Source organism: Fibrobacter sp. (genome assembly GCA_024399065.1).
Taxonomy (GTDB): domain Bacteria; phylum Fibrobacterota; class Fibrobacteria; order Fibrobacterales; family Fibrobacteraceae; genus Fibrobacter.
Window position 1 is genome coordinate 12,326 of the sequence record JAKSIB010000033.1, and the last position, 23,197, is coordinate 35,522.

At 50.0% G+C, this 23,197-nt stretch carries 20 protein-coding genes; 8 read left to right on the plus strand and 12 right to left on the minus strand.

Features of this window, described 5'->3' with window-relative positions:
• The first annotated feature begins 312 nt into the window (after positions 1-312).
• Both MJZ25_13240 and MJZ25_13245 read left to right on the plus strand, forming a co-directional pair.
• Positions 313-4,212, plus strand: coding sequence for a fibro-slime domain-containing protein (locus tag MJZ25_13240; GenBank protein ID MCQ2125139.1), 3,900 nt, complete (start codon positions 313-315; stop codon positions 4,210-4,212).
• Between the two features lie 296 nt (positions 4,213-4,508).
• Positions 4,509-8,510, plus strand: coding sequence for a fibro-slime domain-containing protein (locus MJZ25_13245; GenBank protein ID MCQ2125140.1), 4,002 nt, complete (start codon positions 4,509-4,511; stop codon positions 8,508-8,510).
• 131 nt (positions 8,511-8,641) lie between these two features.
• On the opposite strand, the gene MJZ25_13250 is transcribed toward MJZ25_13245, so the two are convergent.
• Positions 8,642-11,743 (minus strand): Rne/Rng family ribonuclease, encoded by a 3,102-nt coding sequence (locus MJZ25_13250; protein ID MCQ2125141.1) that lies wholly within the window; start codon positions 11,741-11,743, stop codon positions 8,642-8,644.
• Between the two features lie 275 nt (positions 11,744-12,018).
• Here MJZ25_13250 and MJZ25_13255 point away from each other — a divergent pair, with 275 nt between their 5' ends.
• From MJZ25_13255 to MJZ25_13265, 3 genes are read left to right on the plus strand one after another with little or no spacing between them, the layout of a single operon-like run.
• Positions 12,019-12,438: a hypothetical protein gene (locus MJZ25_13255; GenBank protein MCQ2125142.1), complete on the plus strand. Its 420-nt coding sequence runs from the start codon at positions 12,019-12,021 to the stop codon at positions 12,436-12,438.
• 26 nt (positions 12,439-12,464) lie between these two features.
• Positions 12,465-12,662 carry a hypothetical protein gene (locus tag MJZ25_13260; protein MCQ2125143.1) on the plus strand — a complete coding sequence of 66 codons (198 nt, stop codon included), beginning with the start codon at positions 12,465-12,467 and terminating at the stop codon, positions 12,660-12,662.
• Positions 12,663-12,668: 6 nt separating this feature from the next.
• Entirely contained in the window at positions 12,669-13,295 is a 627-nt protein-coding gene (locus tag MJZ25_13265; protein MCQ2125144.1) for a hypothetical protein, read from the plus strand.
• Here MJZ25_13265 and MJZ25_13270 read toward each other — a convergent pair.
• From MJZ25_13270 to MJZ25_13280, 3 genes are all read right to left on the minus strand, one after another.
• A complete protein-coding gene (locus MJZ25_13270; protein MCQ2125145.1) occupies positions 13,292-14,269 on the minus strand; it encodes a hypothetical protein in 978 nt (325 codons plus the stop codon). The two genes, MJZ25_13265 and MJZ25_13270, sit on opposite strands and share 4 nt — an antisense overlap.
• 100 nt (positions 14,270-14,369) lie before the next feature.
• A complete protein-coding gene (locus tag MJZ25_13275; protein MCQ2125146.1) occupies positions 14,370-15,200 on the minus strand; it encodes a M23 family metallopeptidase in 831 nt (276 codons plus the stop codon).
• Positions 15,187-15,465, minus strand: coding sequence for a hypothetical protein (locus tag MJZ25_13280; protein MCQ2125147.1), 279 nt, complete (start codon positions 15,463-15,465; stop codon positions 15,187-15,189). The genes MJZ25_13275 and MJZ25_13280 overlap by 14 nt, the downstream gene beginning before the upstream one ends.
• Positions 15,466-15,528: 63 nt before the next feature.
• On the opposite strand from MJZ25_13280, the gene MJZ25_13285 reads away from it, so the two are divergent.
• Both MJZ25_13285 and dnaN read left to right on the plus strand, forming a co-directional pair.
• Complete coding sequence (locus tag MJZ25_13285) at positions 15,529-15,678, plus strand: hypothetical protein (GenBank protein ID MCQ2125148.1); 150 nt, start codon at positions 15,529-15,531, stop codon at positions 15,676-15,678.
• A gap of 1 nt (position 15,679) precedes the next feature.
• A complete protein-coding gene (gene dnaN / locus MJZ25_13290; GenBank protein MCQ2125149.1) occupies positions 15,680-16,795 on the plus strand; it encodes a DNA polymerase III subunit beta in 1,116 nt (371 codons plus the stop codon).
• Between the two features lie 129 nt (positions 16,796-16,924).
• On the opposite strand, the gene MJZ25_13295 is transcribed toward dnaN, so the two are convergent.
• The 3 genes from MJZ25_13295 to MJZ25_13305 form a co-directional block, all read right to left on the minus strand.
• Positions 16,925-17,410, minus strand: a complete 486-nt coding sequence (locus MJZ25_13295; GenBank protein ID MCQ2125150.1) for a hypothetical protein — start codon at positions 17,408-17,410, stop codon at positions 16,925-16,927.
• 178 nt (positions 17,411-17,588) lie between these two features.
• Positions 17,589-18,257, minus strand: a complete 669-nt coding sequence (locus MJZ25_13300) for a fibrobacter succinogenes major paralogous domain-containing protein (GenBank protein MCQ2125151.1) — start codon at positions 18,255-18,257, stop codon at positions 17,589-17,591.
• A 71-nt stretch (positions 18,258-18,328) separates the two neighbouring features.
• Positions 18,329-19,123 carry a thioredoxin gene (locus MJZ25_13305; protein ID MCQ2125152.1) on the minus strand — a complete coding sequence of 265 codons (795 nt, stop codon included), beginning with the start codon at positions 19,121-19,123 and terminating at the stop codon, positions 18,329-18,331.
• A 72-nt stretch (positions 19,124-19,195) separates the two neighbouring features.
• Between MJZ25_13305 and MJZ25_13310 the strand changes: the two genes are divergently transcribed.
• Complete coding sequence (locus MJZ25_13310; GenBank protein MCQ2125153.1) at positions 19,196-19,717, plus strand: phospholipase D-like domain-containing protein; 522 nt, start codon at positions 19,196-19,198, stop codon at positions 19,715-19,717.
• A gap of 2 nt (positions 19,718-19,719) precedes the next feature.
• On the opposite strand, the gene MJZ25_13315 is transcribed toward MJZ25_13310, so the two are convergent.
• The 5 genes from MJZ25_13315 to MJZ25_13335 all read right to left on the minus strand — a co-directional run.
• Positions 19,720-20,367 carry a fibrobacter succinogenes major paralogous domain-containing protein gene (locus tag MJZ25_13315; GenBank protein ID MCQ2125154.1) on the minus strand — a complete coding sequence of 216 codons (648 nt, stop codon included), beginning with the start codon at positions 20,365-20,367 and terminating at the stop codon, positions 19,720-19,722.
• Between the two features lie 39 nt (positions 20,368-20,406).
• Positions 20,407-21,201 (minus strand): hypothetical protein, encoded by a 795-nt coding sequence (locus MJZ25_13320; protein MCQ2125155.1) that lies wholly within the window; start codon positions 21,199-21,201, stop codon positions 20,407-20,409.
• An 11-nt stretch (positions 21,202-21,212) separates the two neighbouring features.
• Positions 21,213-21,677, minus strand: coding sequence for a hypothetical protein (locus MJZ25_13325; GenBank protein MCQ2125156.1), 465 nt, complete (start codon positions 21,675-21,677; stop codon positions 21,213-21,215).
• A 156-nt stretch (positions 21,678-21,833) separates the two neighbouring features.
• A complete protein-coding gene (locus MJZ25_13330) occupies positions 21,834-22,688 on the minus strand; it encodes a hypothetical protein (GenBank protein ID MCQ2125157.1) in 855 nt (284 codons plus the stop codon).
• A gap of 311 nt (positions 22,689-22,999) precedes the next feature.
• A partial coding sequence (locus MJZ25_13335) for a hypothetical protein (protein ID MCQ2125158.1) occupies positions 23,000-23,197 on the minus strand: 198 nt, incomplete at its 5' end.

Here is a 23,197-nt window from a genome sequence, read left to right on the forward strand (position 1 = left end):
CAATTTTAGTTCGTTTTTCTTGTTTTTACCCCTTAAAATTAAGATTTTACCCCCCTTTGTGGCACCCCGAAATTTCAAAAAAACACCTAATTTTTCAACCTTTCAGCCTCCACAAATTATTGTCCACAGTTCAATTTCGTAACTCATTGATGAGCAACAAGATGCGAAAAAGGCAAAAACCGACGTTTTTTATATAAAAGTTTACATTCCTTTAACTTAAGCCCCCTTTTACATTTGTAAATAAAAACTTATTTTTAGCCCCGAGATATTTTGGTTTTGTTTTGGTTTAGGGAAACCTATAGGAGAGATTGGATGAGGTTTGGAAACCTAATCCGGGGCTTGGCTTGTGGCCTAGCTCTGTTTGTCATTTCTGCGAACGCGCAAACCGTGGCAAAGGCCCACGTTGTATACGATGGGAAGGGTCTTTACTACGCTGATAACGAAGAGAACTTTAAGTTTAAGCCTCTTGAACAGAAAAGAGACGGTTCTTATCTTATTGAATTCAATGAAGAACGTTTGAAACCGTCTGCTATTGACGCACGTCGCCTGCGTTTCGGTCTGGATTGTACCGAAAACAAGAGCACCTGCGGCACCTACCTGTACAAGGACGATTCCGACCTTCCCTCCTTGAAGGAACTTTTCCCGGATTACGTTTACCAGGGAGAAGACCAGCCCGTTTACGATATTTGGATCAAGGTCACTGCCGACGGCGTTGAAATTTTGCCCGGCATTCCCGAAGAATTCGTGGTTCCTGATTCTGTAACCAAGACAATTATGCTTTACCCCTCCTGGACAAACACTTCCGCAATCATGTCCATGGATGGCGAAGAATACAAGATGATCGCCGCAGACACCAATTACTGCGGCTGGTTCGGAAAGACTGTTACGATCGTCCCCAAGGATGCTTATGTCTCCTTTAAGCAGACCATCGGCGATATGTACATCGGTAACGACGGTATTTCCCGCAAGCCCATTGAAATCCAGGACGAAATCCCGTTAGACTCCATCCTCTCCATTGGATCCGACACCATCTGGGTTTTGGCAAAGTTTGGTTTCCCGGAACTCCTCAGCGAATACCCGGAAGGCGAAAAGGGCGAATGCGCCAAGAAGAAGCTTCCCGTGATGATGTTTGACTGGCTCCATGGTGCAGGCTCCGATGAAGAAAACGCTAAGGCACAAGCAGGTACGACAAGCCAGGACTTCGGTACCGGCGGATGTAAGGGTGGCAACAGCGCCTACGACGCCCGCAAGGGAATGGTTGAAGAAAAGCTCGGCCCCAACGGAGTCCCCGTACGTGCAGCACACTTCCCGAAGGAATGTGAAATTACCGACCATCTTGACAACTGGTTCCTCCCTGAAGTTGTAGCAAAGGACGCTGCTGGCAACGAATACACCAACGTCACTTGCCGTGACCTTGAACTTGTTCTGGATACCGCAGGATTCTGGCTCGGCCAAAAAGACTTGGAAAGCCCTGAACACGGCATGTTCCTGTTGGACGATTTCAAGTATCTTGACGAAGCCAATACCGTTCCGAATCCGTACTACGACCAGCTCAGCGGAACCGCCTACGACAAGAACGGCAACGAAATCAAGTTGGAAAATCACAACTATGGTTTCACCATGAAGGTCCAGGCACAGTTCGAATATGTTCCTGGCCAGAAATTCGAATTCTTCGGTGACGACGACGTTTGGGTGTTCATCAACAACAAGCTCGTCGTAGACATCGGAGGTCAGCACCATCGTGTAAACGGCAAGGTAAATCTGGATACCATCGGCCATAACACTGGCGACACTCTGGTACCGGGCAAGACCTATCCGTTCCATATTTTCTACGCAGAACGTCACAAGGTTGAATCCAACTTCCGTATGCGCACGTCCATCGACCTGCGCTCCGACGCAAGCATTCTCCTCCAGAATCTTTCCGACGACCCGGAACTCATCAAGAAGGAAGTCTGGCAGAAGGTCAACGAACGTAAGCTGGCTTGCGACTTCTCCAGCAGCCCGGAAACTCAGAAGACCGAACGTGGTCCTTCCAACTTTATCCTTTTCGGCAAGAGCCTGCCCAAAAGCGGCGTACAGCTGAAGACTCTCGACTCCCTCTACTACAAGGGCATCAAGGTCCAGAACGACTTTACCGTCCTCTCCATCGATCTTGCTGCAATCGCCCGCGCACAAAGCCTGCCGCCGGGAACCTATTATGTACGCATCTCCCTGAAGGAAAATCCGGAAGAATACAAGGATGTCTACTTCACTATCGATCCGTATGCATTGCCGAACCTGGCGTTCGCAAGCGTGAAGGATTCCTCCTACAAGATTATTGACTTCGATACCAAGGACACCATCAACTATACACAGTTCTGGCAGCCCTTCGGCGACGAAATCAGCCGTAACGTCAGCAGCGATACCCTTCCCATTAATCTGGACAAAACCGAAAAGATGTGGGCCGGTCGCTCCTACCCGGTGAACATCATGTACGCCGAAGATTGGGCAACCATGTATAGCGGCATCGCAGTAAAGATTTCCGCTTCTACTCCGGCTCTTGTTCCCTGCGACTCCATGGGCAACCCCATTGACGAAGTCGCCCTCATGGACGGCCACGCAAAGTTCTTCATCAAGGCAACAGACGAAGTGGTCAATGGTGTTCTGACTATCAGTAGCGAAGGCTCCACCAACAAGTCTGTGGACTGGACCAAGATCAACATCGCCGTACCGCCGGTTCCCCAGGTTGAAGTCGCCTACATCTACGACCGCTCTGGTGACGGACGCGCCGACAGTATCTGGATCCACTTCGACAAGCCCCTCGGAGGCAATAGCGTTCTGGATTCCCTGAAGTTCATCTTCGGCGCCGCCTACAAGACTCCCTATGTGGCTAAGTACAACGAAGGCGACAGCGTAGCCGTGGTCTACACGGAAGAGGGCACAAACTTCGGTACCGCCATCTATACCGGCGGCGCAACCAAGCCCTACACCGGCAAGCTGGATATCTGGTACACTTACACGGATCCTGATAGCAAGAAGAAGATGATCTTCCCCGTGGAAGGCGCCCTTACGGATAGAGTCGGCCCAGTCATCGTGGCTGCAGAAGTCGTCTACATGACCGATGGCAACACTGTCCTCAACTTGTCCTTCAGCGAAGGCATCTCCGGCGAAAATGCAAATACCGAGCTCTTCCGCTTCCACTGCTGGAATGCAGACATCCTGGACTCCAACGTAAAGCAGGCAAGCGATATCGGTACCACTCCGGCAAACCAGTGGAAGCTGGTATTCCCCAAGGGTGCCGACACCGACATCGTTCCCGCTGTAGGCGACTCCGTTCGTTTCGTCCCGCCGCCAATGGGTGAAGCAATCGACCTCCTCGGCATCCAGCCTCACACTGACAATCCTTTCGTACGCATCACTGGTGAACAGAAGATTACCGTTTCCAGCCCGTCTATCGTCGAACTGGATCCTGCATCGCCCTCCTTCGACAGCGCACGCGTTATCGTAAGCAGCCCCAACGCAACAGTACCGAAGTTCATCGAAAGCGACAAACCGCTCACTGTTGACCAAGTTGCAAATAAGTACGGTGTACAGGGTCACTACCTCAGCGACCTCGACATGGGTACTCTCGTGGAAAACGAGATCGCAGAAATCGTGAAGGCCGTACAGTCTACACCGAGCTACATTGATAAGAAGGCAGCCTCCGACGCAGGCGTTTCCCAGACTTACACCATTGAGCAGATCATCACCATGGTGCAAAGCGGTGAAATGAGCATCGAGCAGGCAAAGAAACGCTTCGGCCTCGACGCCACCATCGTCAACGCCTACAAGAACGGTCTGCTCACTGCACAGAACGTACACAACTACGCCAACGGAAGCGAAGCCCAGATCGAAGCAATCGTTGACTCCGTAGCAAACCACACGGAAATGTACTACAAGGCTATCTACTACAGCAGCCTTGGTCAGTACGTCAACGACGACACCGGCGTCATCCGCTGTAGCGACAAGGTATTCTCCGATACCGAAAACAAGACCTGCCGCGGTAGCAAGGGCCGTTTCTACCTGGCATGGAACATGCGCTCCGCAAATGGCGGCCTCGCTGCCACCGGAGTCTACATCGCACGTCTAGAATTGATAGTCCGCGTCAACGGCAGAATCCTTACCGACAGAACCCGAGACTTCCTCTGGGGCGTCCGTCGCGGCAAGGTCAAAGCCATGGATTTCGGCCTGTAGGCCTCGCTTATTAACAACCATTTTAAAGGAGGCGCCCCCAAGGGCGCCTTTTTTATTTTCCCTCGCCATCTTTCGTATAACATCAAAAAACGGAACTGATTTTCCCACAAAACACTTCTAACACATTTTCTTTCAAAAAACGGCCGTTTTTCGCTGTATTTTTACATTTTGAAAGCCTCGTAATGTTGTGATTTTCATCATAATAAGGTATTTTAGGACTTGATACTATGAATGTTTTTCCAGGGGTCAATGCTATAGATGTGGAGATCTGGTAGCCCCTGGTAGGAGAAAGATGGATGCGGTGTTATAATGTTTTAAAGGGTTTGACCCTTGTTCTCGCTTTTTGCGCTTCTTTTGCAATGGCCCAGGGCGGTAATGGCGGCCCCGGAGGAAACAAAAACAATAGCTATACGTTTACTGTCAACTATGATGGTGGATCCCCCTATTACAGGGATGCCCAGAACAATTGCAAAATCATTGGCCAGAAAAACGGAGTCTACACTTTAACCATAAACGGCAACGAAGGCACAACCGTCGCGTTGTTCAGTGATAACAAGTGCCAGACGTCCATCTACAATAAAAAAATCAGCGAAATTGTCGCAGCTGGTCAAACCACGGCGCAAATTACAATTCAAGCAGGAAACAAGCCTACTTCCTCATCCGCCATGGAACCGGCAAAACCCGCCTCCTCCTCTTCCATCAAATGGCCCACACCGGTAAGTAGCTCCTCCAAGAAGGGAGGCCAGCAACCCGGCGGCGCACAGCAGCCTTCCGGCAAGACTGTCATCCGCTTCCTCACTCCCTGGACAAATACTTCCGCAATCCTTTTCGTGAATGGCGAAACCTCTGCCACCATGACCAAGGTCAAGAACTACTGCGGTTGGTTCGAAACCAGCCTTAACGCACCTTCAACAGGTCTCAACGTCTACTTCAAGCAGACCATCGGCTTGAACTATGTGGGCGCCGAAGGCATGGTCAACAAGGAACCTACCTCAGCAAGCTTCATCAGCCTCGACTCCATCGCAGCCCTCACCGACACCATCTGGATTCAGGGTTATAAGAACGATGTCCCCGCACTCTTCGCAAAGTATCCTGGCGTTCTGGGCGAATGCCCCCTCAAGAAGTTCCCTGTAACCGTCTTCGACTGGCTCCATGGCGACAAGGGCGACGGTGCAAACGGCAATGGTGCATCCACTAACGGTGTCAGCGCAGACTTCGGTTCTGGCGGATGCGGCGGCAGCAATGCCAAGGACGACAAGGGTAACGGCTACATGAGAGGCATGGTGGAACCCAAGCTTGGCGCAAACGGAGTTCCTGTTCCTGCAACGAACTTCCCCGCCGATTGTAAGCTTACCACCCATCTCGACAAATGGTTCCTGCCGGAAGTAATCACCACCAAGAACGGCACCGATTACACCAACATGACCTGCCGTGACCTGTACATCTCCATGGACGACGAAGGTTTCTGGCTGGCAGAAGTCTCCTCCGACAAGATTTCCGAAGGTAACGAAAAGAACAAGGGCGGTATGTTCCTTGTGGACGACTTCCAGTTCCTTGACGAAGCACAGACCATCAAGAACCCCTATTACGACCGTCTCAACGGCAGCGGTGGTTACCATAACTTCGGTTTCGCTGTTAAGATCCAGGCAACCTTTGAGTATGTTCCGGGACAGTATTTCGACTTCTACGGTGACGACGACGTGTGGGTCTTTATTGACAACCGCCTGGCTGTAGATATCGGTGGTCAGCATCGTCAGGTTGCAGGCGCCGTAGACCTGGATACCATGGGTCTCAAGGTTGGTGAAACCTACAACTTCCACATCTTCTATGTAGAACGCCACGTAAGCTCCTCCAACTTCCGTATGCGTACTTCCATCGACCTGCAGGTGGACGCATCCATCTTTGTCACCTCCGACAGAAAAGGTTCCTCCACCAATTACGACATCTGGCAGATCAACAAGAAGAACAAGCTCTCCTGCGGTTACGATCCGAGCAACACCGAAGTGGACACCACCGGTGGCGCCTCCACGTTCCGCCTCACCGGCGGTAATCTGGAAGAACCTGAAATCCTAGGCATCGGAACTCATTACGAAGGCCTCAAGATTACCAGTGACTCCACCTTCTCCATTGACTCTGCCGCTATCGTGGACAATGCAGCCTTGGCTCCGGGCCACTACTACTTGGAAATTTCCTTGAAGTCTGACCCCAGCCAGACCACCATTATCGAAATTACCATTCCGTCCTACCCGCTCCCCAGCGTCGCCTTCGCAGACGAAAAGTGGAAAGTTCTGGGTAAGGAAATCTCCGGCAACCAGGCAACGATCGGTAGCTGGGCTTACGAAATCTATCCGGTGAACGTCACCTTCTACGAAGACCAGGCAACGGTCAACGACTATAACAGAAAGATCACCGTCAGTGCCTCCAGCCCGCTGATTGATATTATCGACGCCGATGGCAATCCCATTGCCAAGGTGACCTTGAACGACAAGGCTCAGGCAACCTTCTACATCCGTGCTAACGGCGAAGTTACCAATGCAACGATTACTGCAAAGGGTACAGCAGCTGCAGCTTCCTTCTGGAAGAACTTGAGCTTCAAGGAACCGCCGATTCCGCGTATCACTCTCGCCAAGATCTACGACCGTAATGGTGATGGCCGCGGCGACAGCCTCTACGCAAAGTTCGACAAGTCTTTCGACGATTCCAATATTCTTGACTCCATCCAGTTCACCTTTGGTGAAACCTTCAGCGTCATCAGCAGCAAGAATATCAAGAAGGTTTCCGGCAGCGAAATCATCGTCGTGACCGAAGGCGCCTGCGACACATCCTCTGCCTGCGGCTTTGGCTCCAGACAGTTCACCGGTGGCGAAAGCAGCACGCCCTACACCGGTAATATTTCCACCTGGGTTACCTATAAGGAAAATGGTAACAGTCACAAGCTGAAGACCACCAATGATCCTGTGGAAGACGGCATCGGTCCTATTATCGTAAAGGCAACCAAGGAAACCCTGCGCGACGGTAACCGCAAGGTCACTATCACTGTCAGCGAAGCTATTACCGACGACTCCCGCAAGGAATTCTACAAGCAAATGTTCGAATACATCTGCTTCCGTTCCGGCGAGAACAAGCAACCGGAAGATCCTGTACAGCAAGGTGGCAGCGGCAAGACAATTACCATTGTCTTCAGCCCCTCCACTCTGGATGCAGTATTCCCCACCGACGGCGACCAGATCCGTTTCGTTCCTGGAAAGTACGCCGAAGACTTTAACGGAAACGTTCCCCATAAGAACAATCCCTGGGTAACCATCATCGGCGACCAGGAACTGACCAACCAGAGTCCGGGACTTATCGCTGTTGGCGAAGACCCCTATGGAATCATCGCAAATGACGAACCCACCCAGCCCATTGTCATTACCGACACCAAGAAGGATGCACAGCAGATCGGTGACTCTCTCGGCGTTCAAGGTAACCTGATCGACTTCGACATTTCCAAGATCATGGCTGAACAAACTACGAAGGATGTTGCAAAGCTCGACGCCTACATCGCCAAGATTACAGGAGCCTCTTCGGCAGATACCACTTACGAAGTCTCCGAAAAGACTGAAGAAGAAGCTACCCAGCAGCTCTTCTCCGACATCATGACTGGCGATCTCAGCGCCGGCCTCAGTGTAGAAGTTATCGAAGCTATCCAGAAGGGTGAAATCACCAAGGATAACTACTCCAGCAAGATCAAGGGCGAAGACCTTGAAATCGTCAAGGAACTGATCCAGGCAAGTATCGAAAACAGCCGCGACTCTACAGCCATCATTACCCCTGCAACAGTCACTGGCTACGACGATATCTTCCAGCAGATTGCAAGTGGAGCCATTACTGAAAAGGAACTGAAGAAGGCAGGAATCAGCGAAACCCTCATCCAGGCAATCAAGGATGGCGTGCTGACTTCCTCCAATATCGAAAGCTACCGCAGTGGTGAAGAATCCCTGATTTCTGAAAACGCCGTGGTGCTGCAGTACCAGACCCGCTACTACGACCATCTCGGATCCTATGTAGGCGGCAAGGCTGGCACCATCAAGTGTACCGACGATATCTACGGAACTGGCGGCTGTCTCAACAGCAAGGGCAAGCTGTTCCTGGCCTGGAACATGCGTGACCAGAACGGCCGCTTGGCAGCAACCGGCGTCTACATCGCCCGCCTGGAAGTCAAGGTCAAGGTCAACGGCAAGACCACCATCGAGCAGACTCGTGACAAGCTCTGGGGCGTCCGCCGCGGCAAGACCAACAACCTGACCCTCGACTTCTAAGAGATGCAAGGGGCTTTGCCCCTTAGGCTCCAAGGCTTACACATCACTCAGAACTTCTCAAAAAAAAGACCTCGCATTTCTGCGAGGCCTTTTTAATTTCGTAGCGTGAACGCCGCCGATATTACAGAACCTTAAATCGTATTGAACTGTTCAGTAATATCTTCGTTGTCCTTGTCGTACATCCAGTACTGGTTCACATGAGCGTGGTCATCTTCCACCAGGTGGATCTTGATGGCGTGCTTATGTTCCAGGTAGTTGTACACCAGGCATTCGTTCTTGCAGAGTTCATCCACAACAGCGGGGCTTACAACCAAAGTAATTTCGCGCATGCGACCCTTGGCGTGAGCACGGCCGAGCCAACGGTCGATCATGCCGAGAGTACCGGTGAGGGTACCGATGCGGCCACCGCCACAGCAAACGGAGCAGACTTCGGTCTTTTCAGTCATGAGGTTCACGCGGACGCGCTTACGGGTCACTTCCATCAAGCCGAACTGGCTAATGGGAGACGGACTGATAGGAGCCTTGTCGCGACGGATTGCCTTACGGAATTCCTGGTAGACGCTTTCGCGGACAGAGTCATCTTCAATTTCGGGGAACTTGATGATGATAAGACCGCCCACGTCACGGAGACGGAGCTGCTTTGCGATTTCATGGCAGGCTTCGTTGCAGGCGTCCAGATTGGGCTTGCAGTTCACCTTGATGGAAACCAGAGCTTCGGTCTGTTCAAGAATCAAGCTGCCGCCAGAAGGCAGCATCACCTTGCGCTGCAAGGAACGAGCGTACTCGTTTTCGATCTTGAAGTTTTCAAACAAGCTGACCTTTTCGTTCCAGAACTTCACCTTGTTCAGCTTGTCCGGGGACAGGCGCTGCAGGTAGTCGCGAAGAGCGTAGTATTCATCGCGGTTGTCGATGTAGACCACGTCAGTGTTGTCGCTGAAGTATTCGCGGACAGTCTGTTCGATGGAATCGGATTCTTCGTAGATGCAGGTTTCGGCAGGCTGGTTCTCGAAGTTGAACTTCGTCTGTTCCCACTTTGCTTCCAGTTCACGCATCTGCTTGTTGATTTCAAATTCGGATTCGTTCAAGCCGTTGGTACGAACGATGTAGCCCACGTCGCGACCCTTCAGGCGCTTCACCACCTTCTTGAATTCGCGGCGCTTGGCCGGATCACGTTCACGCTTGGACACGCCAACGAAGTTGGTACCCGGCATGCAAACCAGGAATCGACCGGCAAAGCTCAAGTGTGTGGTCAGACGAGCACCCTTGGTGCTAATCGGTTCCTTTACCACCTGGACCATGATCTCCTGGCCTTCCTGGAGAATCTCGTCGATGGAAATTTCCTTGGATGCACCGCTTTCGTCATCGTCGTCGCCGTATTCGCGACGGAGAAGTTCGTTGCGGTCCATAGCGTCTTCCTGATGGAGGAAGCCGGCCTTTTCCATACCGATATCGATGAACGCAGCCTTCAGCGCCGGAAGCACCTTCTGGACCACGCCCTTGTAAATGTTGCCCAGCACGCGGGTAGAGGAAATACCTTCCACCACCAGTTCCACCAGTTCGCCGTCTTCCATGATGGCGATACGCTTTTCGTAAGGAGTCTTACTGATGAGGATTTCGCGCTTGGCCTTGTTGCGGTTGTCGCGGCGGGAACGCTTCTGACCCGGAGCCTTCTTCTGAGTCTTTGCGGGCTTGGCCTGAACCACAGGCTTTTCAAAGTCGGCAAAGTTGTAAAGGTCCGTGATGTCTTCCTTGTTCTCGTTGTACATCCAGAACTGGTTCACATGGGCATTTTCGTCCTGGATCAAGTCGATGGTCATGCCATGCTTGTATTCCAGGTAGTTGAACATGCGGCTGCGGTCCTTGCAGAGAACATCCACAACATAAGGATTGGTCACCAAGGTCACCTGACGCAGGCTACCCTTAGCCTTGGCACGAGCCATCCAGCGGTCGATCATACCCAGGGTGCTTTCCAAGGTAGCGGTACGGCCACCGCCCGAGCAAACCGGGCAGATATTGTACTTGCTGCCGGCACCATCCGGATGCACGCGCTTACGCTTGATTTCCATCAGGCCGAACTGGCTGATGGTAGCCGGGGTCACCTCGGCCTTGTCGCGGCGGATCGCCTTCATGAATTCGTTGTACACCGTGGTGTTGTCGGCCTCGGTCTCCATATCGATGAAGTCCACGATGGTCAGGCCGTCCACGTCACGGAGACGCAGCTGCTTCGCGATTTCGCGGCAGGCGTCGATATTGGTTTCAAGAATGATCTTGCCCTGGTCCTTGCCATGGACCTTGGGACCGGTGTTCACGTCGATGGACACCAGGGCGGCGGTCTGTTCAATCACCAGGTTGCCACCGCGGGGCAGGGGAACGGTACGCTGCAAGGAGCGGGCGTAGTCGTTTTCCACCTTGAAATATTCGAACAGGCTTTCGCCGGAACTCCACAGCTTCACCTTGTCCAGCTTGTCCGGGGACAGGGACTTCAGATCGTCGCGGAGGGAGAAATAGTCGTCACGGTTGTCGATATAGACATAGTCCGTGTTCTCGTTGAGATACTCGCCAATAGCACGCTGGGTAGAATTGGATTCCACATAAAGGCAGCCCGTGCCGTCCAGGGAAGCGAACTTCTCCTTGATGGAGGCCCACTTGGATTCCAGTTCCTGCATCTGCTGGGACAGTTCCGCCTCGGAAGCGTTCACGCCTTCGGTACGGACGATATAGCCCACGTCGCGACCCTTATTGTGGTTGATCCAGCGCTTGATCTCGCTACGCTTGGCGGCATCCTTTTCGCGCTTGGAAACCCTGATGATGTCGGAATCCGGCATGCACACCAGGAGACTACCCGCAATATTCAGGTGCATTGTCAGGCCGGCGCCCTTCTTGCCTGTCGGCTCCTCGGATACCTGGACCATCACGCTGTCGCCTTCGCGGAGCTCCTTCTCGATGCTTTCCACCACGGCTTCTTCCTCATGGTTCCTTCTACCCTTGGGGGCGTTCAAGTCCTTGGCATCTTCCTGGAGCAACACGCCGTCGGCATCGAGACCGATATCAACGAACGCAAGCTTGCCTGCGATGACCTTCTTGACAATACCCTTATAGATATTTCCGAGAACCTGAACAGCTTCGCCACCATCTACGATCAATTCCGCCAGTTCGCCATCTTCCATGATGGCATAGCGCTTGTCGTAGGGAGTCTTGCTGATCAGAATCCCGCATTTACACTTATTCGTCATTCAATTCCTAAAGTTCAATAAAACTTGAGAGTCGATAAAACTTCCCCATATATATGGGGACTTTAAATATAATTATGAATTACGAAGGCGGGGGAAGCCTCCCCCTCGCTCAAGCCCTTTTTAAGGTCTTCCGCTACCCCCTCTGCGGGGGCACGCCCCCGCAACGCCCCCAACCGTTGACAAATTGTACAACATATTTTTCAGCCAGCGCATCAAAAAAGTTTCGCCAAAGTCTATATTCTAACCGTAAGGAATTTGAGAAACCAGAAGGCTCTATGTCCATCAGAAAACATTGGGGAAAAATCACCTTGAGTATCGCCGCCAGCTTCTGGGCCGGCTGTAACGAAACCACCGAGCCGGAATACATCCAGGGCGGAGAAAACATCTGCACAAACGAGCATGATACAAAATGTGTCACCAGCACTGTCATTGCCCTCTACGGCGTTCAGCCCAATTTCGACATCAGCTCCGGCAGCGTCTCCGGCGACTGCGCAACATCCTCTTTCAGCGTCAATAGCGAATATCCCTACGTGCTCTATTCCGATCCCTCGGTACACTGCAAGGACAGCACCGTATACGTTCCGTCTCCATGCGAAAACGCCTCCAAAAGCTACGCATCCACTGATGAAAACGCCCCTCTGTACGGCATCATCTACACCAACAAAGAGTACAATGAACTATTCGGCTCCAACTAAGCCAATAATTTAGTAGATTGCCCTGCATGGCCCTGCTCCTCACCATCATTTTCTTCGCCTGGTTTATCAGCGCCATCGTGCGCGGTAAGGTTTCTCATCAAGGCAGCGACTTTGAATTCAAGGAGCATCCGGTGCAGTACATCATCCTGCTCATCGCCATTCTCGGATTCGCCCTGTTCTGCCTCAATCGCTTCTTAAACGAAATCGGCATTTATCTCATCTAATTCAAAATGAGTCTCACCGAAGTCAACTTGAAAGACGAAAACTACCTCAAGGAATACGAAGCTCACATCCGTAAGCTTCCCTTAGAAGAGCTGTATGAAATTTTGGATGCGATAGAACAAGATCCAACTCCCGAAAGAGTGGAAATTGTAGCCCGAAGAATCCAACAAATCGAGGATGATGGATTTGACCCCACTAGAAAAAGCTATCTCAGAGAGCTTGAGGAATCGGAAGAAAAAATAAGGGAAGAAGCCGAAGAAAAGGCAAAAGAAGATGCCGAGGAAAAAAACACGGAATCTTCTGGAGAAAATGATTCCATTTCAAAAACTTTTGAAGTAAGTTCCTACCCCACCCAAAAGAAACTTATCAAGCAACAAAAGTATAAGGCGAAACAGCAAAGAAAACGAGCAAGCCACAAGAAACAACACAGGCAAAACGGGAAACTCACTGCCGAAGAAAAAAAGGAAGTGAGCCAGTTTGTCGATGCTGTTCGAAAGAAATATTCCCACTACCCACGCTACTCACAAGTCAGTGGTTTGTCGGCTAAAGAAACGGTGATATTCGCCACCGTTCTCATCATCATTCTCATTATCGGTAAGGCCCTGGGAATAGAGCCTCCCCGTTCAAGATATTAATTCAAATGTGTAGGCGGGGCGCCGGCGCTATTCTTGATGGCAGCCTGCTTGGTAGCCACGATCTTGTCGGCAATGGCGCGGGCCTTTTCCGTAAGCCACAGCCATGAAGTCGTTGCTTCACTGTAGTCCGCTTCGCCATACATCTGCACGCGACCATCACGGCGGAGAGATTCAACCTGGCGCATTCCCTTCACGTCACCCTTGGGGTACACGGCGAAAGTGCTTCCGCCATTGTAATTCAAGATGCTGAAAGCGGGAACATCGCTGGGGCCATCGGCAACGTACACCATGTTCTCGAAAGGCACGCGACGGCTAGAGCGTGCAATAGAAGAATTCACATCGATGGTTTCGGGATACTTGTTGGAACCCTTATTGATTTCAAAAAGATAACGGGTCTTGGAAGTGTTATCCAAGGCGCAAGCGATCTGGGAGATTTCTTTGGAATCCTCGTACCTGGAACCTGGAGCCTGGGACCTGGTATCGTCCAAGAAGCCGGGTTGCAGAACATCTTCAATAAATTCGCAACCGAAGATTCCGTCAACGAAAGGAGCGATGGCGCTACCCTTGATGGTTTCAGCAAATCCGGTGCTTACCACATAATGTTCCAAGCGAATGTCGAAAGCTTTATACTTCGGATCTTCTTCAATCAACTTTTTCACTTCACCAAAGAAATCAGGAAGGCCCGGATAGAAAACAAGTTCCTTACCGAACTCACGAAGCATCTTGTTGTTCAAGCCCTTAAAAATCCCAGCCTTCACATAAGTCAAGATGTGGTTCAAATAGCTAGTGTCAGAATTTACAGAAATTCCTTGGGCAGCGTAACGAGTCTTGAGGGCATTCACTTCCTGCCAGAACTTTGCACCGTCCACATTGAAACGGCGGAACAGCGGTTCCTGCATATAGGAACTGATGAGAGTCTTGTCGCAGTCCCACACCATGGCGATAATGTTCTGTTCAAAAGCTGAATTTGCCATAATCAAAACCTTTGTTCTGGATCCTTCGACTACGCCGCTTTGCGACTTCGCTCAGGATGACACAATAAAAAAATCGAACCTGGAACCTCGTGCCTCGAACCTACTTCGTTATAAAGAAACTTTCAGGGTTCACGGAATTTCCGTCCAGGCGGATTTCATAATGGAGGCCCACACTGGATTCCGTACCGCTTTCACCGACGATTGCAATAGGCTGGCCGCGCTTCACCTTGGCATTTACATCCACCAGGTTCTTGCCCAAGTGAGCGTAGAAAGTACGCACGCCCTTCATGTGTTCCACCTTCATGGAAAGACCGAAACCGCGATGCTTGCGAACTTCAGTGACTACGCCGCCACCTGTCGCATAAACAGTATCGCCTTCAACGGCCACGTAGTCAATGCCACGATGAGGAAGTTCCTGGTCGGTAAAGGGATCGTGGACCATTTCAAAACGCTTCTTGATAGCGTGACCGTTCTTCATAGGGTGAAGAATGGGAAGCTTCGCAGCCAATGCAGAATCCTTTTCCAAAGTATCGATCAGCTGACGGAAGGAATGTTCAATTTCCTTCAGGCCCTTGCGGCCTTCCAAAGTTTTTTCATCATCGCTGAGGGCTGTTTCCAAGATAAAGCCCAGGCCACCGAACTTCAAAGTGCTATCTCGGAGAAGGCGGGTTTCCTCCACCTTCAAAATGGTTTCATCCACCGATTCGCGGATGGTCGCCAATTCCTTTTTTATTGCCACATTTTGACGGTGAATATCCGTAATATTTCCACTCGTTACGTTGTCTACAATACTCACCGGGGAGAACATCAGGAAACCGGCAACGCCCGCCACAACGCAAACTACAGAAACGATCGCCCCTGCCAGGGAAATCTTGTAGTTCTTGCCCGAGGTGGTCTTACTCGGGAATACATGTATCTCAAGCTTCTTCATCTTCGCCAGGGTTGTTGATTCTTCTTTCCAGGGTCTTGATGCGGCGCTTACGTTCTTCAATGGCGCCCAGCAATTCTACCACGGACGGGTCGTCCTTGATGGCGGCCAAAAGGTCGTCACGGACTGCCCCATGGACCTTCAAACCCAGGGTTTGAAAGTTCTTTTTCAGCTTGGCTTCCTCAGTTGCCAATTCCACACGCAGTACGGCGGCGGAGGCTGCGAACAAAGCCTTATTTTTAAGCTTATTTAGAGGTGTTTCCATCATAAAAAATTTCCTCGTGCAATAAATAAATTAGTTTTTTATCCGTAAACAAATTGGAGATTTTCTATGAGCCGTCGCGATCGTAGACACGCAAAGCAAGAAGTCAAGAAATTCACACCGAAGAAGAAGAACACCTTGAACACTTGGGTGATCGTCGCCATGAGTGCAATCGTCGTTATATTCTTCGTCGGAACTATGTTAATCCAGAGAGGCTAGAATGAAGTTCGAAATCAAGAAGTCCGTGTTGCAGGAAGCCTTGCAGACTGCAATTACTGCAATTCCCAACAAGTCCACTCTTCAGATTTTGAACAACTATTCCCTCCGCTTGGAAGGCAATATTCTCGAAATCTGCGCTACTGACTTGAACCTTGGCATCAGGACCAAGCTCGAAGTCAACGGCGAACGTGATGGCGAAGTCGTGATCAACGCCCGCAAGTTCTCTGAACTTATCAAGGCTCTCGTAGACCCTGCTATTGAAAACATCAGCATCGACGTTCAGGATTACCTGACCAAGATCAAGTGGAGCGAACGCGGCCAGGCTTCTATCATGGGCTTCGACGCAAGCGACTTCCCTCCGTTCCCGGAAGTGGAAGGCACCACCTTGACCTTCGCAGCAAGCGAACTGGCATTCCTCGTTGAAAAGACCGCTTTCGCAGTTTCCAACGACTCCACCCGCCAGAACTTGAACGGTGTTTATCTCGAAGCCGTAGATGGTAAGGTTTCCATGGTTGCTACCGACGGTCACCGCATGGGCCGCGCAAGCATCGAACAGGAAGGCGCTAGCCTCAACGGCGGCGTGATCATCTTGCCGAAGGTTCTTCAGCAGATCCTCCGCATGGCAAAGAACGACGAACAGATCGAAGTTCGCACTACCGAAACTCACATCTTGTTCAGCACCGGTTCCACCCAGATTATTTCCAAGCTGTACGAAGGACCGTATCCTAACTACCGCGCTGTGATCCCGCAGAACTTTGAACGTACCGTTCAGGCTAACGCAGTCGAACTTCAGAACAAGGTCCGCAGCATCTTGCCCATGGCAAATCCCCGAACCCACCAGATTCGTTTCCAGATCGACGGCAACATGATGGAACTTTCCGCAACTGACCCGGATGTCGGTGGCGATTCCCGCGAAGCATTGGCAGTCACCCACAACGGTGAAGGCAGCTTCAGCATCGGTTTCGACGGTCGCTACATTTCCGAAATCCTCGGCATGTGCAAGAGCGAAGAAGTTGTTCTCAAGATGAACACTCCCATTGGCGCTTGCATTATCGAACCGGTTGGCGAAGGCCTCAACTTCAGCTTCCTGCTGATGCCGCTTCGCTTGACCGACTAATCGGTTTGCAAAAAGCAATTAAAAAGACTCCGCGAAATACGGGGTCTTTTTTTGTTTCTGAAATTATTCGTCACGTGCGCATATTGGGCGAACTTGTCACGCATAGTCGCTCGTTAGTTTGTATGCAATTCAAAACCTTTCAACCCATTTTCCCTTGGTCACAGCCTTGTTGTAAATCGGAGCGATCATTCCGTTTTCCTTCATGGACCAGATTACAAGATAGCTGGAGCACATATCCGCAAGGTGGGCGCAGTACCGCGCCGTTGCATAAGAATGATGTTCACTGTTGAAACAGGAAACAATCAGCAGCTTGCGATAGCGAATGGCCCGCTTGCAAAAATCCGGAAGTCTGTCAGGCAGGCGGCAACCCAGGAACCAAACTGCATAACCACCATTTTTAAGAACAAAATAGAGCAGTTCGCACTCCGCCTTGGAATGAAATGTTCCCACGATACAGCGACGCTCTCGCCCTTTCGCCTTTGCCCATTGCTCACGAATAATGCCCACCGCCGGATCCTCGGAACGGGAGGCAAACACCCCGATTCTCGACAAAGGTTCCTCCAACAATTTCTTGTTGCCAATGCACTTCATTCCAACCATTTCAAACTTCTGCATTATAACCTCCTAATTTCAAAGTACGTCGCGCACACGGTTTCAATCGCGCCGTTTTGAAGCACTCCGTTTTTTTGCATATAAAAAAAGACCGCCTCTGCGGTCCTCTGGACGTGAGCCAGATTTTGCAAGCAAGCGATCTATGAACTATGTTAATGTACCAGCTAATATACTAAAAAAACTATTGACGAACACAGCGAACAGAATAACCGGAACTTTTAACAAAAGATCTTATTTCTGCGGCGTCACTGCTAAAGTCCAAGAAAAGATACTGGGCGAACGCAGATTCGTCCGGATCCGTGGCACTACTCCAGAAATAGGCGTAACCGCCGATGCCATCAAACTTTTCATCGGAAGAGTGATAGCCCGCAGGCAAAGCTGCAAAACCAACTTCATCAGTACCGTTGCCTTTCTTGAACCAGCCGCTAGTAGCCTTGAGAGCTGCACCCGCTTTCGCAGCAGCCACCTCTAAGCCTGAGCCACCGGCAACATCCCCACCGTTTCCCGCCACAGTAATCAAGGATTCAAATTCCTCACGAGTGGGCAGGCGCCAACCTGCAGGGCATGCGTTTTGTGCGGCCTCCCAAGTATAAAGGCGACCATATTTGGAACAGTTACGGGAATCTCCTTCAGGGCAGAAACTAGCCGAGTTTTCCGACGCACCAGTCGCAGCCATATCAAAATTCAAGTTCTCAGCCATCCAAGTCTTTCCACCGATTTCCACTACATCATAAGATTGCCCATCACGCTCATCGGTGAAAGATTCAGAACAGGCGACGATTGCGCCAAACGCAAACAGCGACAGCACAACGCCCGCGGTACCACTCAAATGACTGAACATTTTTTTCATGTTCTTAATGATAAAAAAAACACCTTAAGCAAATTGCCTAAGGTGCTTTCGCTTTTAGTAATTCGTTGCGATTACTTACAGGTGAATCCCTGAAGTTCCAGGCCGGCCTTCATTTCGCCGTAGGTAGAAGTACGCTTCATGTCCATGGCCTTCATGAATCGGCAATCGTTGGCAATGTGCATTCTAAAGCCGGTCATGGTGGGGGTCACATCACCCTTGCCGCTGGAGCTAACGCGAGCGATAATATCATCACGATGGCTTTCCATTTCAGGCGGGATGAATGCGTCGGTAACAATATCAACGTTTTCAATTTCGTCATCCTTGAACACGAAGGAAATAGTCACCAGGTTCTGGAGGCCATTAAACTGACCATTCACCTTACAAGTGAGATCCCTCTTCTTGCCAGTCTTCTTGGCAGGCTTTGCGGGAGCCTTCTTTGCCTTGGGAGTGTACTGAAGACCTGCCAGCAACTCTTCTTCCTTGACAGCGCCAACCAAACGATTAACAACGCGGCCATTCTTGATAAGGAAGAAAGTAGGGAATGCCTGAACCGGGAAAGTGTTCTTGATCTTGGTGATGTTGGGTTCATCAATGCCCACAGAAGCCACCTTGATGTCATCGCTATAGTTCTTGGCAATACCGATAAGAGTCGGAATCATCACAAGACAAGGCGGGCAGCTGGTAGAAGAAAATTCCAGGATGATCATGGACTTGTCGGACTTCATAATTTCCTTTTCGAAATTATCATCCGTAAGTTTCACAATCTTGATGTCTTCTTCGGGCTGGGCTACGGGAGCCTTTGCATTTGCAGCAGTGGCAAACAGAGCGGCAGCCAAAACCAATGCACTAAAACCAATCTTCTTCATTTTAAAACTCCTTTTACCAAAAACAAAATAGGAAATTCATACCCCGTATAATTATTCTACATTGCATAACATATGGAAATTTTCACCAAGTACATCGCCAACGAAGAGCATTACAGCGAAGTCATCGAGCGCATCGCAAAAGTTCGCGACACCCTGTGGATCGGTACCGCCGACATCAAGGACTTGTATGTAAAGCAGAACGGCGAGGCCATTCCCCTGCTGGGGCAAATTGCAGGCCTGCTGAAAAAGGGCGTGGGCGTGCGTTTGGTTCATGCCAAGGAACCGGGCCCAAATTTCCGCGAAGATTTCGACCGATTCCCAATTTTGGCAACGGACCTGGAACGAGTGCTTTGCCCCCGCGTACATTTCAAGATGGTGATTTTCGACCTGGAAGTGGCCTACATCGGATCCGCCAACTTGACAGGTGCGGGCATCGGCATGAAAAGCGCATTAAAGCGAAACTTTGAGGCAGGCATTCTCACCAACGACCCGCAAATCGTTGAATCCGCCATCAACCAGTTTGACACCCTATGGATGGGCGCCCACTGCAAGAACTGCGGAAGGCAAGAATATTGCGGGGATAGGATTAAATAGGGCTAGGGATTTTTGACACAGCGAACCGAGAAGCCGAAATTCTTATTGTCGTAGACCACGCAGGCGAGCTCGACGTCGTAGAACAAAAACAGGTAGTACGCATCGTAACTATTGCTCTCCGTAGAAGACCAGAAGAGCGCGTTGTTGCCCTCGAAGTCGAAGTTGTCGTAGTTGCTGTTGTAGTAGCCAGCGGGCAACGCCCCAAAGCCGAGGCCATCAGTACCATTGCCACTCTTGCCGTCATCGTCTTTCCAGCCTGTAGTGGACTTCAGCACGGTTCCCACCTTTTGACCGGTAAGTTTTTCTAATTCCTCAAATTCTTCCTTGCTGGGCAGGTGCCAGCCATCCGGGCAAGCGGTAACGGCTTCTCTCCAAACATAAAGGCGGCCGTACTTGTCGCAGTTTTCGGGTTTGTTATCGTAACACTTGCTTTCGCCAGTCTGATAGTTCAGGTTTTCCGCCATCCAAGTCTGCCTGCCAATTTGTACAGTCTTGTAGGCTTGACCATCGCGAGAGTCAACCATTGTTGTGCCGGCACCACCATTTCTATTGTTCGCATTCGTTCCAGAATCTTCGCCGCAACCACTCAAGACTAACGCTGCTGCAGAGGCCAGCAGAACAGCACCCATCTTCGCAATAAAATTCTTCATAAAATTTCCTTTCACTTGTACAAGGTTATAATAGAAAAATCAAGTGAGTTTTTTCCACTTTCCCAAAAGCAACTTTATTTTCTGAATGCATCTTCTATTTTGTTCTCGATCAATAAAGAACGATGCGCCATAAACAACAAAATCACTCTGGAGTAACCACGGAACAAAACTTGATTTTCCGTCAATGCCGCGTGCGAATAAATCTGCAATCTCAATAACACCACTTATAAGGTAGTTGAGCACAAACATGACAGCAAACAATTCCAGGGCTATCGCATTTTTCCTTATTAGGGAGAAAATTGAAACCATCACCGGGACAATTCCCCACAGCACAAATTCATATAGAGTCGAAGAACTAAAGAAAAACGCGGCCTCTACATTCAAGCCATACACTAGCGAAAACACAGAGCACAGACGAAGCAGATTCATATTTATAGATGAATTTGCTTCTTGACTTTTGCATTTAGCAGCAACAAACGAAAAAACACATAACACAAGTCCTGTATTCAATAGACAATGAACGATAAAGGGTACATATTGAAAATCAATTGTTTGAAATCCAATACCGCGAAAGTTTAAAACATACACAACCTTTGCAATAACATAACCCGCAAAGACTATAGCCGCCCAGATTTTCAACAACAAGGCATTCTTTTTCGCAAACACCAAGGAGCTCACGAATACAGGAATTATCCCTATTGCAACATAGACGCCAGAGTATATCGCGTCCTCGCCATTTCCTCTAAAATGGGCAATCAGGATTTCCGTAAAGTTGCTTAAACCCGCGATCAGAAAATAGAGTGCGCAAGTTCTGAACAAGGCTACATTTCCCATGTTTTTCTCGCTTACTTCAAATATTCATCAGGAACGTTGTAGCCGTAGGAAGCCAGCTTCTTGGCGTAGGATTTGTCCTTCAGGCGGTCCCTGGATTCTTCCAGATGCTTGGCGTTGCTCTTGTCTTCGAAGCCGCACTTGATGCGAATGAACTGCACGAGGCAAAGGACGGCAGCAGCGGCGCAGGCCACCGCGGCAACGGAAATCTTGTTGAAAGTCAACTCGCCCACACGAGCCATTTGCAAGGCGAAGCAAACCGCAGAAAGTATCAGGAACAGCGGGATTGCCTTCACATAGAATTTCGGATTTGTGGTCCGCGGATCAAAACCTTCAACGGCCACTTCACGGAATTTCTTTTCTACAAATTCTTCGCGGCAATCCTTGCAATTGACAATGGGACTGCCGTATGCGTAAGTGTTGCAACTAAAACGATTCACCTTGCCGCAGTGCGGGCACTTGCTTTCAATATAACCCATTTGACTCTCCTTTTTAACCTGCGGTAGAATATAAAAAGTTTGCCGTTAGGAGGATCACCACAAAACTTGCTATGGCAAACGAAATGATTGCATACAAAAAGCCCGCAGCGTTGAACTGCGGGATGTTTTGCACTTAATGAAGCATGGTCAAAAGTATCACAACAAAAACTTGCTCGCCAGCGCCTCCACGGTGGCGGGGTTCAGCGGGCATTCCTGTGTTTCCATTGTAAAGATGAGGGATTCGCCGGGGAAGATTCCGTTGGCGGTGTAGGTCTCGAATTTTCCAAGAGTTTCTGCGATGTATTCGGGATCGTCCATTCGCCCGAAATGCTCCCAGATGAATTCGCGACGGGTGCGAATGTTGAGACAGGTGAAATCGGGATGGAATGTTACGGTGCGGCGGGAGCTGTCTCGGCCGCGACTGTTCCTGCGGACTTTCAGCTGGTGGGGAAATTCATAGCGGTAGGGAATTTTCAGGCGGTCGAGGGTATCCGCGATGATGACCTCCGACTTGGAGCGGACCCGCTCCCCGCGGGAGGTTTCCAGCAGGGGCGCGTCGACAGCCATCCCCTTCCCGCTGTACTTTACCGCAAGCCACTGCACCGCATATTCCTCGTCAGGAAGACGCACTGGCTGCAAGAATCGCTGACGTTCTGGAGCAAGATTGCAGTAAACCGCATTGAGACACTCCGGCTGATATTCCTTAAGGAACTTGTCCACTATGAAAAGTTCCCGCTGCAGCTCCTTGAGAGCACTTTTATCATAATCCTTCTGCGCAAGAGCTTTGATAGTCGCCACATCTGATTGAGGAATATAATCGCCAACAATATCGGCAGGACTCTTTACATGAAAGTAATGTACCGAATTTTTGCGGCGAGCCATACGGAGGCGACCTTCTATTGATTTTCTCAAACGCTTATCAATTGTGGTAATTGCGGCAAGTAGCTCTTCCGCTTTTGCCTGAACAACAGACACCAGCTTATCCGGTGAAATCAGTTCTCTAAATTGCATCTGCATTCCTTTTTTAGGGCATAAAAAAAGACCGCCTCTGCGGTCCGCCGGCAAATTCCAGTTTTATGCAGGATGGCGATCTATGAACTATGCCTCAAATATACAAATAATTGGTGGTTCGGCCAATCTTGTTGCCATGCAAAAGGACTTTTTGTCAAAATGGGTTACTAAATGGGTAATTCAAAGGCATCTAGTAACCCGATTATTACTTTGTATGCAAACAAAAGTCTCAAAAAAGGAACATTTTCTTAATTACCCATACCCCAAAGGTTACTAAAACATAGTTTTTCGGTTAGTTAGTAACCTATTTTCTAACTAAACTGTAATTTCTCAATTAATTTGTTTGTAAAACGGGTTACTAAAAAGATGTTTTTCGCCCGCTTAGTAACCTTTTTTCGTAATTTGACCCTTCCGGCGGCCAAACCTGGGCATACAAAAAAGGAACCCACCCGCACAAGCGGGTGGTTCTTCATATACGGGCCCTGCCCTAGGATACTAGCGACGCGTTC